We start from the raw sequence: 12,281 nt of genomic DNA on the forward strand, positions 1-12,281 counted from the left end.
ATTAGTAACGGTTATTATGACAAGTCAGGCTTTCGTTAACCCGAAAACGTGCCCTTGCGCGCGCGCGAGGAGCGATCCATACTCATCGCATGACTGCGGCGCCCTCGGTGTTCTCGTTCTTGGCCACCCATAAGGCGAACACCGGCGTCTCCGACGCCGAGCTCGCCCGACGGATCGGGGTTACTCCGCAGAACCTCGGGCTGTGGCGGCGCGACGGTTTGCGCAGGCTCCCGCAGCGCGAGCACCTGGAAGCTGTCGCCGCCCTCTCCGGTACGACCAGTTACGAACAGGTCCTCGACGCGGCACTGCACGAAACCGGCTACCTCGACACCAAAACGCTGCTGCTCATCCCCGATGATCTGGCCGCATTCGTACTACGTTCCACCGCCGAACAGGCCGCAGCACAGGAGAAGGCCCGCGGCGACCGGCCACCCGCAACGCGCGGCCACATCGACATGATGACCGGCCATCTCCTTGCCTGGTTATGGCGCGCCCGACCCGCCTGGGTTCCCCGGTTCCTGATCGACTACCGGAAAGTCTTCAACGAAAACCTCACCGACGACCCGAACCACACCACCATCACACTCGACGAACTCCTCGAACAGGTCCGACTCGCTGTCAGCGGCAAACTCACCCGCGACGAAGTGCACGACCTCCACCAGGCCGCCGAAGCGGTCCGATCAAGCACGGTCGGGCTATGAACACCACCGGCCCAGACCAGAAGCTCACACCCAGAACCGGCCCGCGGTGGCTGCGGCGGCCCGGCCCCGCCATCAGCGGGATCCTGGCACTCGTCTACGTCGGACCACCAGCCCTCTACGCCGCCACAACAAGCCGTATCCGCTTCGGCGACTTCTACTCCGACGCCGCCAGCGCCTACGGAGCCATCACCGCCGGCCTCCTCGCCGTCACCGCCGCCGGCATGGCCCTCTACAACGGCCAACAACAACTCAAACAAGCCGACAAACAACTCACCGCAACCCTCACCGCGGCGGACCGGGAACACGACGCCACCATCGTGCGCGACCTACGTGCCCGATTCACCACCGCCACCGAACAACTCGCACACACCACCCACACCATCCAACAAGCCGGCGCCTACTCCCTGGCATCCCTCGCCGACGACTGGCTCACCCGCAACACACAACAAGAAGCCCAAGTCTGCATCGACGTCCTCTGCACCTACCTCCGCACCCACCACCTCACCGGACTCGACGACCCCGACACCTACAACTACACCCAAACCCCACCCGACCAAACCGTCCGCGACACCATCATCCGCATCATCGCCAACCACACGCGTGGACCACGCGACGACACTTACAACACCACCCCCGGCCCCTGGAGCAACCTCAGCTTCGACCTCACCGGCGCGCACCTCCACGATCCCGACCTATCAAACGCGCATCTCAACGCTGCAAAGTTCACCAACGTGAGATTCTCCGGTGATGAGGTGTCGTTCACCGGGGCGGAGTTCTCCGGTGGTGAGGTGTCGTTCACCGAGGCGGAGTTCTCCGGCGGCCAGGTGTCGTTCGGCGGGGCGAGGTTCTCCGGTGGTGAGGTGTCGTTCGGCGGGGCGAGGTTCTCCGGCGGCCGGGTGTACTTCACCGAGGCGAGGTTCTCCGGCGGCCGGGTGCAGTTCACCGAGGCGAGGTTCTCCGGCGGCCGGGTGCAGTTCACCGAGGCGAGGTTCTCCGGCGGCCGGGTGTCGTTCGCCGGGGCGAGGTTCTCCGGCGGCCGGGTGTCGTTCAGCCGGGCGAGGTTCTCCGGTGGTGAGGTGTCGTTCACCGAGGCGGAGTTCTCCGGCGGTGAGGTGTCATTCGCTCGTCCGCTGGAGTGGCGGAACATCACATTCGATTGGGACAACGACCTTTCACAGAAGCCGGCCAACGTTCTCCCCAAGGACTGGCCACCCCAGCTCTACTCCCAAAACTCCATCGCACGATCAGGGGCAACCACACAGTAAGACGAGCTGACCCGCAACCGACTTTCTATTATGTGCGAACCGGATCCGCCGGACTGCTGCCGCTGGTGTGAATGTCCGGCCTGGCATCGTGATCGCGCGGCAGTGTCACCACGGAGCGTTACTGTGCGGTCCATGAGCGATTCTCGGACACCAGGCGCCAGCAGCGTGGATCTGGACGGCATCGTCGCGATCGCTGACATCGTCGCGGCGATGCTCGGCCGCCCACTTACCCCATTCGAGTCATCCCGTTTGAAGACGGCGTACCAGGCCACCGCTGGTGGCACCCTCACCGACCTCGCCGGTCAGCTCGCGGCGTGACAGTCATGGTGCCTTCGTTCTGGCCGGGCGCGCGTGTCCAGCGTGTCGACGGCGGCGATGCCGGCGAACCCGGTGCGGTCGTCGACCAGGCGGGCGGGCTGGTCACCGTGGAGTGGGAATCCGGTGGCCGATCAAGCCTGCACTGGCAGCACATCACCCACCTCGACAGCCGTTAGCGTTCGCGGTCCCGGTCGACGGGGTGGTGGGGCAGGATCCCGGCTTTCCATAGGCGGGTGCGGATCTTCATCTCCCCCACCCCTAGGTCACGCGCGGCACCCAGGATCGTCCCGGTTCGCTCGAACGCCGCGACCGCGTCGTCCACGGTCACCTGCGGGTCCGGGGCCGGCCCCGGCGGCACACCTTGCGGCCCGAGGTGCCGCTGCACCGCCGATTTGGAGACTCCCCACTTGTCGGCGATGTCCTGCACCGATGCGCCGGCCGCGATCGCGGTGCGCCACTCGTCGACGACCGCGGGGTCGATACGTCGGCCGCTGACACGACCGGTCGGCCCGACATGGCGTTGCACCGTTTCCCGGGCCACTTGCCAGCGGTCGGCAACCTCCCTCACCGATGCGCCGGCCTCGAGCTCGGCCCGCCACGCGGTGACCATCTGATCGGTCACCCGCACCGGTGACTGGCCCGCCGCCGGCCGGTCCCCGATCACTCGGAGCTGGGCGGCGATCGCCCGCAGCTCGGCCCGGGTCAGGGCATCGAGGTGGGTGTCGATCTCGTCGGCCAGCTCGTGCAGCTCGTAACGGGTCTGAACCTGTGCGGGGGTGAAACCCTGCACTGCCCGCCAGTAGCCGCCCCCGCCCCCGTGCGCGGCGACCACCAGATTGGCCGCGGCCAATGAACGCATCCGCTTCCACACCGAGCCCGCCGCCAACCCCGTGTGCGCGGCCAGCTCTTCGGCCGTTCCCAAATACGACCCGGGAACCGCAGCCTCCACCAGCGTCCGCAGTCGTTCCCAACCGGTCGGCTGGCGGGGCGGACGTGAACCGTTCGTCCGGGCGTCCAGGTCTGCCAACCGCCGGATAACCGTCGACGGCGACACGCCCCAACGCTGAGCGATGTCAAAGTCCTCGACGCCCGCGTCACGCGCAGCACGCCACTGCTCCACAACATCATCAGGAGTTCGAGCGGGCATGACCCCACACTCTAGAGCTGTGCGGTGGCGTCACTTGTCGAACCAGGTCCAACCATCAGTGGCCGTGACACGAACTGTTTGGTCCGTGTCACGGCCACCGAAGCCGGACTCATTCAGTCGTCGGTACTGCTACCGCGATGTCCCGCATGACGAATGAGAATGACAGCCGCGACTAGCACCACACAGACCGCAGCGGTCTCGAGTGCAGCCCAGAAGGAACTGGCTGAAACTCCGGCCGCGACCGCAAAGATCACCGTCAAGACGATCCCGGCGCTGACGCCGCGCTGCTCAGGGCGTGTTAGACGCATTTCACTGACGGGAAGGGATCCGGGAACCCGAGGTAGTGAATCTCCAGCTCGTTCGAGCAGAAGCCGTTCGAGGACAGGTACGTTGCCGCGGCGGCGAGAGCCCCACTCACACCGGCACACGCGAGCGTGCCAACGCCGGGCGTGCCGCAGATGACGACACCCAAGGCTGTGGACCCTCCGTAAATGAGGGCGTTCTGGTCGGTGCGATCGAGATAGATGTAAATGCCGTTGCCCACGCCAACATGGAATTGCGGTTGTACCTGACCGGGCTTCACCGGCGCGGGCTGCGTGGTCTCCACGACCACCCGTGACCCACTCGGTGTGGTGCCGGTGTAGTCCTTCGTGGTTACCCCACCGGAGGTCCGCACCGTCGGCGTGACCCCCTGCGATTCGAGTTGATGCTGGACCGCCGCCACGGACTCAGCGGTCGGTTTGGCCTGGACCTCAGCCGCAGATGCCTGCGCCGCGCCGAGCGTCACTGCGGTGATAGCCGCACCCACGGCAAGACCTGCTTGAACCGACCTGAAAATTCTCATGGCAATCCCTTGTGAGTAGAAGCCGGGCCAAGTGAACTAGTTTGCAAGCCCAGCAAACTAGACCGTAACTCGCTTTACATTCCCCCACAGCAAATTGTCAGATCTGGTCGGTCGGACAAGACGGACGAATCGAGAACGCCCTACGCCGCAACATCATCGAGGGTTCGCGTGGGCATGACCCGCCCTAAGGCCCGGCGGCCGCGTCACTCATTGAAGTACTGCACCGCCACTCCGAGGCTCTTGGCGTACTCCTCGGCCTCGCCCAGCTCGTCGGCCGTGAAGCACCGCCAGGCGTCCCACAGGCCCGTGGGGCGCACGATCGCGACCAGGTCGGCCACAGACACCTGACCGCTACGCCGCGGCGCCCTACGGCGCGCCAGAGCACCCGACTCGTCACCCGTCTGCTCAGACACCAGCCGACTCCCCTCGCCACTCACCCTCACACCCATATTCGCACACAGTTTCGATCCCCGGTACGGTCTGTGCAGGCTGGGCAAGGCTCTGAGACGACGGGAAGCGTCGACGGCAATCGCCCAGCCATCACCTCGTAACCTGTACCCAACAGACCGTCAGGTGTTCGGGGGGCGTCACCCTGGACTCCCGGGTGTGAGGACGCGGGTAGCTACCGCTGCTGGTCTTTGAGCAGCTCGGAGACTCGCGCGCTTACGGGACGGCCGGTCTTCTTACTGGCCTCCGCCGCGACGCGGGCGGCGGTGTGCAACGAATCCAGGCTGCGTCGACCAGCCGCCTGCGGGCGGCGGGTGTGGCGTGCTTCGGTCGTGGTCATCGCGACTCCTCCATCGTGCTGGTATCAGTATCGCCGTTGACCCAGCGCTCCGCCACCTTCTGCAACAGCTCGTCATCGGCTTTGGTCGCCAGCTGCGATCGGCCAAGATGCTCGACCATCAGCCACCCGAAGCTCGACTTGGCCGGGTCCTCATCGAGCGCGTTATCAAATGCCCAGCTCAGACGCCGCCACCACTCCGCTCGCCGATCGGCATGGTTTTTCTGCCACCACGTCGCGATCACCCCGACAGCGGCCACCACACCCACAACAAGGGTCACCCACGCCTGTGCTGGCACACCCCACCCCTCTCTCAGCGCCGATCGTCGCGCAGCTGGTACACCCGCGGCTTGGACACCCCCACCACACGAGCGATCTCCGGCCCGTCATGACCAGCATCGAACGCAGCCTGCACCAGACCATCCGGGCCGGGCAGCTGTGCATCCAACTCGCCCACCCGCGCCGCGAGGCGCGCCCTCTCGCGACGGTTCTCCCGGATCTCATCGAGCGCATCCATACCCCGAGTATAGCCGATTTACGCACCCCGGAGCCTATACAGCCGTGGATAAGCGCGCTATACTCAGTGGTGGGTCCGCGAAACCGCTTTCGTCCGACCCGACAAAATGGTCCGCGGGTGCGCGAACACCCACGGACCTGCCGAACACCACGGAAAGGGCCGTGATGCACAGCACGAACACCGTACCGACCCTGCTCGACGAAATCGCCGGATACACCCACGCCAGCCACACCATGGCCGGCATCAGCCAGGCGAATCGGGCCACCACAGCGGGGCGACTCCTCACCGGACTCGTCGCACACCCCACAACCCCGTATGAGCACGGATTCCGGATCCGCCTCGAGGAAGTCGCCGGCGTCGACGACGCACCCCTCGAATCCCACCTGCGAAGCATCACGTCGCTGTCGGAGCGACCTGGGACAATGACCACCCACACCAACCGTGAAGGACACCAGGCATGAGCTACGAGCACAGCAACGTCCATATCGTTCGCGTCGTCGACGTCATGGACAACAGCAAGGCACGAACCTGGTACGTCGGACCGTACGGCAGCACCCGCGCCAACCAGACCGCCAACTACCTCGAATCCGTCGCCCGCGACGCCGAGGTCATCACCAGTCGAGAGTGCTACGTGGAACCACTGTTCTCCGACGACGACTGCCTCCGCGTCGCCGACTACGGCCGCACCACCCTCGGATCGCTCCGGTGATCCGACCTCCAGCACGAAATCCTGAGCCAGCACCCAAGGTTTCACCCATGAACGACACCCCGCCACCGTCGAAGACGGCCAGCAGGAACCGTGACGCGGTCCCGTCCGACGAAACCCGCAGACACCACCGCGCCGACCTCATCCGCCGCGCGAAACTTGTTCGCACCCACGGATGGCCGCCCTTCCGACACAGCTGGTCGGACCGGGAACTCGCCGGGGTCGCACTCGTGCTCGACGACAACACCATCATCACCGAAGTGGCGGGCACCCAGTCCACCGCACTCGACACCTGGGCCACCAACCTCTGGGGCATCAACGCCGGCAACGAAGACAGCAGCATCGGACACCCACGCACCCACGGATGGTTCGCCGCCATCCGCACCGCAACATGAATCGAACGGAGTTACCAGATGGCGACCAACGAACAACACCGCCAGGTTCAGGTAGCGCAGGAACTCAGCGACCACGCCCGCACGCTGGCCCACTCCACCCGTGACGTTCCCTCACCGTCCGACTCCTACCGGCTCCTCGGAGAACTCAACGACACGATCACCGCCCTTGAGCAAGTGTGCCGTCAACTCGCACGATGGCACGCCGGCGTCATCGATGGCATCCACTACGACGGCCAGTACGCCCTCGGCGGCGACGCAACCGGCACCATCACCGCCGCAGGCGAGATACACAACGCCGCCGCGGCACTCCACACAGCCTCAGATGCGCTCAGCGCTGCCCACGCAGCCAACGGAGTCGTCCGCTGGTTCGATACCGCCGCACAGAGACCCACCCACCGCTAGGAGACACACCACATGAAACACCGCATCACCCACGACAAACTGACATGGCTGATCCGCCAAGACATTCAGCACCTCACCAAACCACCGCACCCGCTCAGCGTGCGCCTCGACGACGCATTCGATCGCGCCATCATGCGCACCAAGCTCGAAAAGCTCGCCGAACAAGCCGACCGCTCCAACCGCGACACCGCAGACATCCTGGAAGCGTGGGTAAAGCTCCGCCGCACCGGGGCAGCGGTGTCGCCGATCTGGACAGTATTTCTGCGATACCCCCTACCGCATCCAGGCCGGAAATACGTCCTGAAACCCGCAGCGCCACACCTCGAACCGATCAGGTCGGTGGAATCCTGACGGGCCCGGCGGACTAATGACCGAGATCCACCGTTTCCCACTACCGCTGTCCACACGTATCAACCGGCTGTTCGCCCAATTCCACCACTCCGATGAACCAGAGGTCTCCAACCAAGACGTCGCCACCGTCATCGGCATGCGCCTCGGCCGGAAAATCAACGCCGCCGACATCGACGCCGCCCGCAACGGACTCCGACACCTTCCCCACGACGTGTGCACCGAACTATGCACCTTCATGTACGCCGACCCCGAGTACCTCATCGGAACCGACGAAACACTGATCCACACCGAAGACGAACGACTCCGCCAACGCATCGCCAACCGCCACTAAACAGAGCTACCGCAACACCAAGCCCTCCCGCACCCGCGCAGCTCCCGCACAATCACCCTGACACCGTGGTCACGGTCGAGGTGGCCGGCCAACAGGGCTAATGTGCGGCGTTGAACGCCTCGACGACGTCCACCGGGATACGGCCTCGGTCGGCCACCTCGTAGCCGTTGGCCCGCGCCCACTCCCGCACCGCGTGCGTCTGTTCCCGGCCGGTGATCGCCGGCGTCGATCTTCCCCCACTGGTGGTGGTCTTCGGTGCCGTCGACCGCACCCGACCACCGACCCGGGTCGAACGCTCCAGCAACGCCGACACCGGTACCTTCCCGTTGACGATTTTGTCGAGGTTCGCGGTACTGACGTCGATTTCGTATTCCACCCCCGACCACGCCCACGACACCGTGTGCGCATCATCGAGGGCGAGATCCTTACCGTCCAGATCGTCGGTGAACTGGACGAGTCGCTGTTGTGCCATACCCCGTGACAATACCGGGGTGATCACCTTTTCCCGATGAGCGCAACGTCGGCGAACAATCATTTCTGCCAACGACTGTGAACTGCGTTCACCTGATTCGAGCGCCTGCGGCGCACCGTGAAGTCCCTCGACGGGTCCTCATTCCCTGATAGGCCGATTCTTTCCACGGCCGAACCTGCGGGGAAACCCTCTCCCCCGAACAAATCGCCACGCGCTGCGCTTATTTCGCGGCGATTTCTTCTCCTCCGAGGGTTGCCCCTCCGGCCCGTCCGCGAATGCGGCCTTTTATCAGGGAATGAGGGGTTCCGGTCACACCGGGCCGGGAGCCCCGCACCACAACCGGGAGGCAACACCGATGACCGTGTTCACCACCAAACAAACCGCCGCCGAGATCCGTAAGCACCTGCGCGCGACCTGGCCCGGTGTGAAGTTCTCCGTTCGTTGCGACCGGGGCACGGCGTCGTCGTGGATCCGCGTCTCCTGGACCGATGGGCCGACCGACCAGCAGGTACGCCACGAAACCCACCAGTTCCAGGGCGCACAGTTCAACGGGATGACCGATTCCTACGACGACCTCGGCGAGGCGCTGGTGTGCACGAACCCCGCCGAGCTGCCCGAGGTCCGCCGCTACTACTGCGACGGGATCAACACCTCCCGCGACATCTCCGACCCGGCTGTGGTGGCCGCAGCGCAGACCATCGCCGCCGAGAACCCCGACATTCGCGCGGCGTTCAGCATCGAGGACATCGACCCCGCCGCCCTGACCTACAACCGCCTGCACCGCGACCTGTCGACCATCCGGCTTGATGAGAACCGGTGGATCAAGTACCACGGCCAGCCGGTCACGGGGCGGCACCTGCCCGATCTCGGATCGGTGATCAGCGCCGCCGTGCACTGCACCGATTACACCGGCGATACCCCCACCGTCGCGGATCGCCACTAACCCGCCGCGACACCGGCGCCCACGAGAACACGACCGCCGGTCCCCCGATTTCCGGTGGGCAACCGCTCACCGGACAAGAAAAAAACCGAGCCATCCCTAGTGGCTCGGTTGTGACCCCACCATAAAGGAGAACCCTGTGGGAAACAACCGAAACACCGCAGCCGCCACCGCCGTCGAGGCCGGGGAGCTGCTGCACCTCAACCCCGCCGATCTCGTGATCGACACCAACGTGCGCACCGATGACACGGTGCCGCGCCCGTTCGCGGCGTCGGTGAAAACCCACGGGGTGCGTCTGCCCGTGCTCGCGGTCCGCGACGAGACCGGGACCGTGCGGGTGCGTGACGGGCAGCTGCGCACGCTGGCCGCCCGTGAGGCCGACCTGGCCACCATCCCGGTCTACGTGGTGGCCGACGCCGCGACCGGCGATCAGGCGACCATCGCCCGGATCACCGACCAGTTGGTCACCAACGAACACCGCACCGACTTGCACGACCTCGAACGCGCCTGCGGTGCGCAACAACTGTTGGACCTGGGACTGTCGCGGACCAAGGTCGGGCAGATCACCCGCCTACGGTCCACCCACGCCGTCGACAACGCGGCCGCGACCGCCCGATCGGCCACCGCGACCCGTGTCGTGGTCGACGCGGGCCTCAGCCTCGACCAGGGCGCCGTGGTCGCCCGCTACGAAGACGAGGGAGACACCGAGGCCGTCGACAAACTGGTCGAGGCGGCGAGAAAAGGCATGTTCGACCACGCGGCGGCATACCTGGCCCGCACCGACGGCCAGCGCCGCACCGTGCGTACAGCGGTCGCCGAACTGACAGAGCAGGGATACCAGGTCGCCGACCATCACCCCGGCTACACCGGGGAATGGACCGATCTCGCCAACCTGTACCGCATGAAGACCGGCGAACCCGTCGCCGACACCGACCACGACAGCCTCACCCGTCACTACCTGCTTGCCGTGGTCGACGCCGAGGCCCACACGATGTGGGTCGACGCCGACGGGAACGCGTTCGATGAGGGTGGTGTCGATTGGGACCTGGCAGACGAGGCCGATCAAGAGACCACGCCCGCCGAGGGTCTGGCCGACCCCCGGAAGCTGACCGAAACCGAGCAGTGGACCGCCTATGTCACCTTCTATCACCACAACCCGGCCGTCGACGCCCTGGAAACCATGTTCGCCCGCACCCGGCGGCTCAGCGGTGACCAGGACGACAGCACCGATACCGCCGACGTGACCAGTGCGGCCGATCGGGCCGAGCAGGCCGCCCGCGCCGAAGCTGAGCAGGCCGAGGTCGATCGGGTGGAGCGTAAACGGGTGAAGGTCCTCAACCGGGCCGGTCTCGCCGCCCAGGAGGTGCGACGGGCCAAGCTGCGCGAGGCATTCACCCGCAAGACGTTGCCGAAAGGCACAGCGGTGATCATGGCCCGGTTGCACGCGGCCACGATGTGGCGCAACTCCGATCTGTACTCCTCGGGCCGGGTCGACTACGTCACCCGCGACATCGCCGCCGAGCTGCTCGGTGCCGATCCGGTCGAGCAGATCACCGACGCCGCACCGGAACGTGCCCAGGTGATCCTGGCCGCGATCACCTGCGCCGCGTATGAGTCGACCTTGCCGAAAGACGCATGGCGCGGTGCCGGGATGGTCTACGACGGTGGCGCACTGGACCGGGCGCGGGCAACGTATCTGCGCACGCTGGTCGAGGTATTCGGCTACACGCTGTCCGAGGTGGAGGAAGTGATCACCGGCGACCGCACCGGCGACAGCATCGACCTCGACGCCTGACCAGGTGACGGTCGGGGCGGCCCACACCACCGGGTCGCCCCGACCGTCCGGGTGCGGTGCGTGCGCCGGCGGCGGGGCATCGAACCCCGCCGCCGGCGGCTGTCGCGTGCCTGGTCACCTGTGAGGGCGTCGTGTGCCTGCCCAGTGTGGCTGGCCGGGGGCCCGACCGGTCAACCCACGCTCCGGCACATTCGCGTGTTCTCCGCTGCGCTACGCCCACGCGCTCCACCAGCCCCGGCAACCCTCACTCGCTGCCGCTCGCAGCCGAAACCGGTTCCGGGCCTGCACTCTACGGGGTTGACCGCCCACCCCGACCAGCCTGACAGCAGGCGTCACAGACGCCAACCGAAAGGGCCGAACAATGAACTTCTCCGAGCTTCCCACCGTCAGCTACGACCACAAACCCGACGGCACGATCGTCTCCACCACCCGCCGGTTCGACGGGAACACCTGGGTCACCGAACAACACATCATCATCCCCGACCGCACCACCGGGGCGGACCGTTGACCGGACGGCCGCGCCCGGCCCCACCGGGGTCGGGCGCTTCACCGCCCCGTGGTGGGTAAAAAAAGAAAAACAACTGACGCTGCACGGGGGTGCCGCCGCCAACGCGCCGGAGTCTCGATTCGACGGTGGTCCGGTCGGGCACCCCCACGGGGTGGCCCTCGTTCACGCCGCGACGTGAACAGCGGTCAGACCGCGATACCGCATTACCGCACCACCACAACGCGTCTCACCATTGGTTCGCATTCCCTGAGCCGCCCGATGATCTCGAAAGTCGGTGCCCGTGGTGTCAAGAACACTCCACACACATACCGGCACGCGCTACACACCGCTGGCGCGGAGTTCCGCTTATTTCGCGCCGGTATGCGTGCTCCGGAACATTGACACCCCGGTCCCCGACTGAGAGCGGCTTAATATCAGGAAATGGCAGAAACAAACACGAACGCTGACCGCATAATAAAGGCAATAAATATCGCTGAAAGTATTGCGGGACAACCGAATACGGTATAAAATCAAACCCATAAACAGTCGCACGAAACCAATGTGAGAGGTCGGAAACAATGGCTGCAATCACCGTCTACACCAGCCCGGCTTGCGTCCAATGCGGAGCCACCAAACGAGCTCTGGACAAGCTCGGAGCCGACTACACCGTCGTGGATCTCAGCGAAGATTCCGACGCCCTGGACTACGTGAAAGCACTCGGCCACCTCCAGGCCCCGGTGGTCGTGATCGGTGACGAGCACTTCGAGGGTTTCCGACCGGACCGGTTGAAGACGGCCGCCGCCGCCCAGGCCGCATGAAAGGAACA

21 protein-coding genes are annotated in these 12,281 nt (G+C 65.7%); 14 read left to right on the plus strand and 7 right to left on the minus strand.

Going from position 1 to position 12,281, the window contains the following annotated elements; translation table 11 throughout:
• The first annotated feature begins 89 nt into the window (after window positions 1-89).
• From BW971_RS22040 to BW971_RS21570, 4 genes are all read left to right on the plus strand, one after another.
• Window positions 90-701, plus strand: coding sequence for a hypothetical protein (locus BW971_RS22040; RefSeq protein ID WP_076482835.1), 612 nt, complete (start codon window positions 90-92; stop codon window positions 699-701).
• Complete coding sequence (locus tag BW971_RS19920) at window positions 698-1,966, plus strand: pentapeptide repeat-containing protein (protein WP_076482836.1); 1,269 nt, start codon at window positions 698-700, stop codon at window positions 1,964-1,966. The genes BW971_RS22040 and BW971_RS19920 overlap by 4 nt, the downstream gene beginning before the upstream one ends.
• Window positions 1,967-2,098: 132 nt before the next feature.
• Window positions 2,099-2,284, plus strand: coding sequence for a hypothetical protein (locus BW971_RS21375; protein WP_143690492.1), 186 nt, complete (start codon window positions 2,099-2,101; stop codon window positions 2,282-2,284).
• A 5-nt stretch (window positions 2,285-2,289) separates the two neighbouring features.
• On the plus strand, window positions 2,290-2,460 hold the full coding sequence (locus BW971_RS21570) for a hypothetical protein (RefSeq protein ID WP_159441894.1): 171 nt from the start codon (window positions 2,290-2,292) through the stop codon (window positions 2,458-2,460).
• On the opposite strand, the gene BW971_RS19925 is transcribed toward BW971_RS21570, so the two are convergent.
• The 6 genes from BW971_RS19925 to BW971_RS19940 form a co-directional block, all read right to left on the minus strand.
• Window positions 2,457-3,431 carry a helix-turn-helix domain-containing protein gene (locus BW971_RS19925; RefSeq protein ID WP_143690493.1) on the minus strand — a complete coding sequence of 325 codons (975 nt, stop codon included), beginning with the start codon at window positions 3,429-3,431 and terminating at the stop codon, window positions 2,457-2,459. The two genes, BW971_RS21570 and BW971_RS19925, sit on opposite strands and share 4 nt — an antisense overlap.
• A 298-nt stretch (window positions 3,432-3,729) precedes the next feature.
• Complete coding sequence (locus BW971_RS19930; protein ID WP_234974521.1) at window positions 3,730-4,239, minus strand: hypothetical protein; 510 nt, start codon at window positions 4,237-4,239, stop codon at window positions 3,730-3,732.
• A gap of 239 nt (window positions 4,240-4,478) precedes the next feature.
• Window positions 4,479-4,688 carry a hypothetical protein gene (locus BW971_RS21380; protein WP_143690494.1) on the minus strand — a complete coding sequence of 70 codons (210 nt, stop codon included), beginning with the start codon at window positions 4,686-4,688 and terminating at the stop codon, window positions 4,479-4,481.
• 209 nt (window positions 4,689-4,897) lie between these two features.
• On the minus strand, window positions 4,898-5,062 hold the full coding sequence (locus BW971_RS21575) for a hypothetical protein (protein ID WP_159441895.1): 165 nt from the start codon (window positions 5,060-5,062) through the stop codon (window positions 4,898-4,900).
• The gene (locus BW971_RS19935; RefSeq protein ID WP_076482839.1) at window positions 5,059-5,358 is read right to left on the minus strand and encodes a hypothetical protein; all 300 of its coding nucleotides are present in this window, start codon (window positions 5,356-5,358) and stop codon (window positions 5,059-5,061) included. The genes BW971_RS21575 and BW971_RS19935 overlap by 4 nt, the downstream gene beginning before the upstream one ends.
• Before the next feature lie 14 nt (window positions 5,359-5,372).
• On the minus strand, window positions 5,373-5,576 hold the full coding sequence (locus BW971_RS19940) for a hypothetical protein (protein WP_076482840.1): 204 nt from the start codon (window positions 5,574-5,576) through the stop codon (window positions 5,373-5,375).
• Window positions 5,577-5,737: 161 nt separating this feature from the next.
• Between BW971_RS19940 and BW971_RS19945 the strand changes: the two genes are divergently transcribed.
• The 6 genes from BW971_RS19945 to BW971_RS19970 are packed head-to-tail and all read left to right on the plus strand — an operon-like array spanning window position 5,738 to window position 7,761.
• A complete protein-coding gene (locus BW971_RS19945) occupies window positions 5,738-6,037 on the plus strand; it encodes a hypothetical protein (RefSeq protein ID WP_143690495.1) in 300 nt (99 codons plus the stop codon).
• Window positions 6,034-6,285 carry a hypothetical protein gene (locus BW971_RS19950; RefSeq protein ID WP_076482842.1) on the plus strand — a complete coding sequence of 84 codons (252 nt, stop codon included), beginning with the start codon at window positions 6,034-6,036 and terminating at the stop codon, window positions 6,283-6,285. Before BW971_RS19945 ends, BW971_RS19950 begins: the two co-directional genes overlap by 4 nt.
• Before the next feature lie 47 nt (window positions 6,286-6,332).
• The gene (locus BW971_RS19955) at window positions 6,333-6,677 is read left to right on the plus strand and encodes a hypothetical protein (protein ID WP_076482843.1); all 345 of its coding nucleotides are present in this window, start codon (window positions 6,333-6,335) and stop codon (window positions 6,675-6,677) included.
• Window positions 6,678-6,695: 18 nt separating this feature from the next.
• Window positions 6,696-7,079 carry a hypothetical protein gene (locus tag BW971_RS19960; protein WP_076482844.1) on the plus strand — a complete coding sequence of 128 codons (384 nt, stop codon included), beginning with the start codon at window positions 6,696-6,698 and terminating at the stop codon, window positions 7,077-7,079.
• Window positions 7,080-7,091: 12 nt separating this feature from the next.
• Window positions 7,092-7,430 carry a hypothetical protein gene (locus tag BW971_RS19965; RefSeq protein WP_076482845.1) on the plus strand — a complete coding sequence of 113 codons (339 nt, stop codon included), beginning with the start codon at window positions 7,092-7,094 and terminating at the stop codon, window positions 7,428-7,430.
• Between the two features lie 16 nt (window positions 7,431-7,446).
• A complete protein-coding gene (locus tag BW971_RS19970; protein WP_076482846.1) occupies window positions 7,447-7,761 on the plus strand; it encodes a hypothetical protein in 315 nt (104 codons plus the stop codon).
• 97 nt (window positions 7,762-7,858) lie between these two features.
• Here the strand turns inward: BW971_RS19970 and BW971_RS19975 are convergent, their stop codons facing one another.
• Entirely contained in the window at window positions 7,859-8,233 is a 375-nt protein-coding gene (locus BW971_RS19975; protein WP_076482847.1) for a histone-like nucleoid-structuring protein Lsr2, read from the minus strand.
• 355 nt (window positions 8,234-8,588) lie between these two features.
• Between BW971_RS19975 and BW971_RS19980 the strand changes: the two genes are divergently transcribed.
• From BW971_RS19980 to nrdH, 4 genes are all read left to right on the plus strand, one after another.
• A complete protein-coding gene (locus tag BW971_RS19980; RefSeq protein ID WP_076482848.1) occupies window positions 8,589-9,176 on the plus strand; it encodes an LPD29 domain-containing protein in 588 nt (195 codons plus the stop codon).
• Between the two features lie 136 nt (window positions 9,177-9,312).
• Complete coding sequence (locus BW971_RS19985) at window positions 9,313-10,968, plus strand: ParB/RepB/Spo0J family partition protein (RefSeq protein ID WP_076482849.1); 1,656 nt, start codon at window positions 9,313-9,315, stop codon at window positions 10,966-10,968.
• Between the two features lie 361 nt (window positions 10,969-11,329).
• Window positions 11,330-11,476: a hypothetical protein gene (locus tag BW971_RS21580; RefSeq protein WP_159441896.1), complete on the plus strand. Its 147-nt coding sequence runs from the start codon at window positions 11,330-11,332 to the stop codon at window positions 11,474-11,476.
• Window positions 11,477-12,033: 557 nt separating this feature from the next.
• The gene (nrdH, locus tag BW971_RS19990; RefSeq protein WP_076482850.1) at window positions 12,034-12,273 is read left to right on the plus strand and encodes a glutaredoxin-like protein NrdH; all 240 of its coding nucleotides are present in this window, start codon (window positions 12,034-12,036) and stop codon (window positions 12,271-12,273) included.
• The last annotated feature ends 8 nt before the right edge of the window (window positions 12,274-12,281 follow it).

It is taken from the genome of Williamsia sterculiae (genome assembly GCF_900156495.1).
GTDB lineage: Bacteria > Actinomycetota > Actinomycetes > Mycobacteriales > Mycobacteriaceae > Williamsia_B > Williamsia_B sterculiae.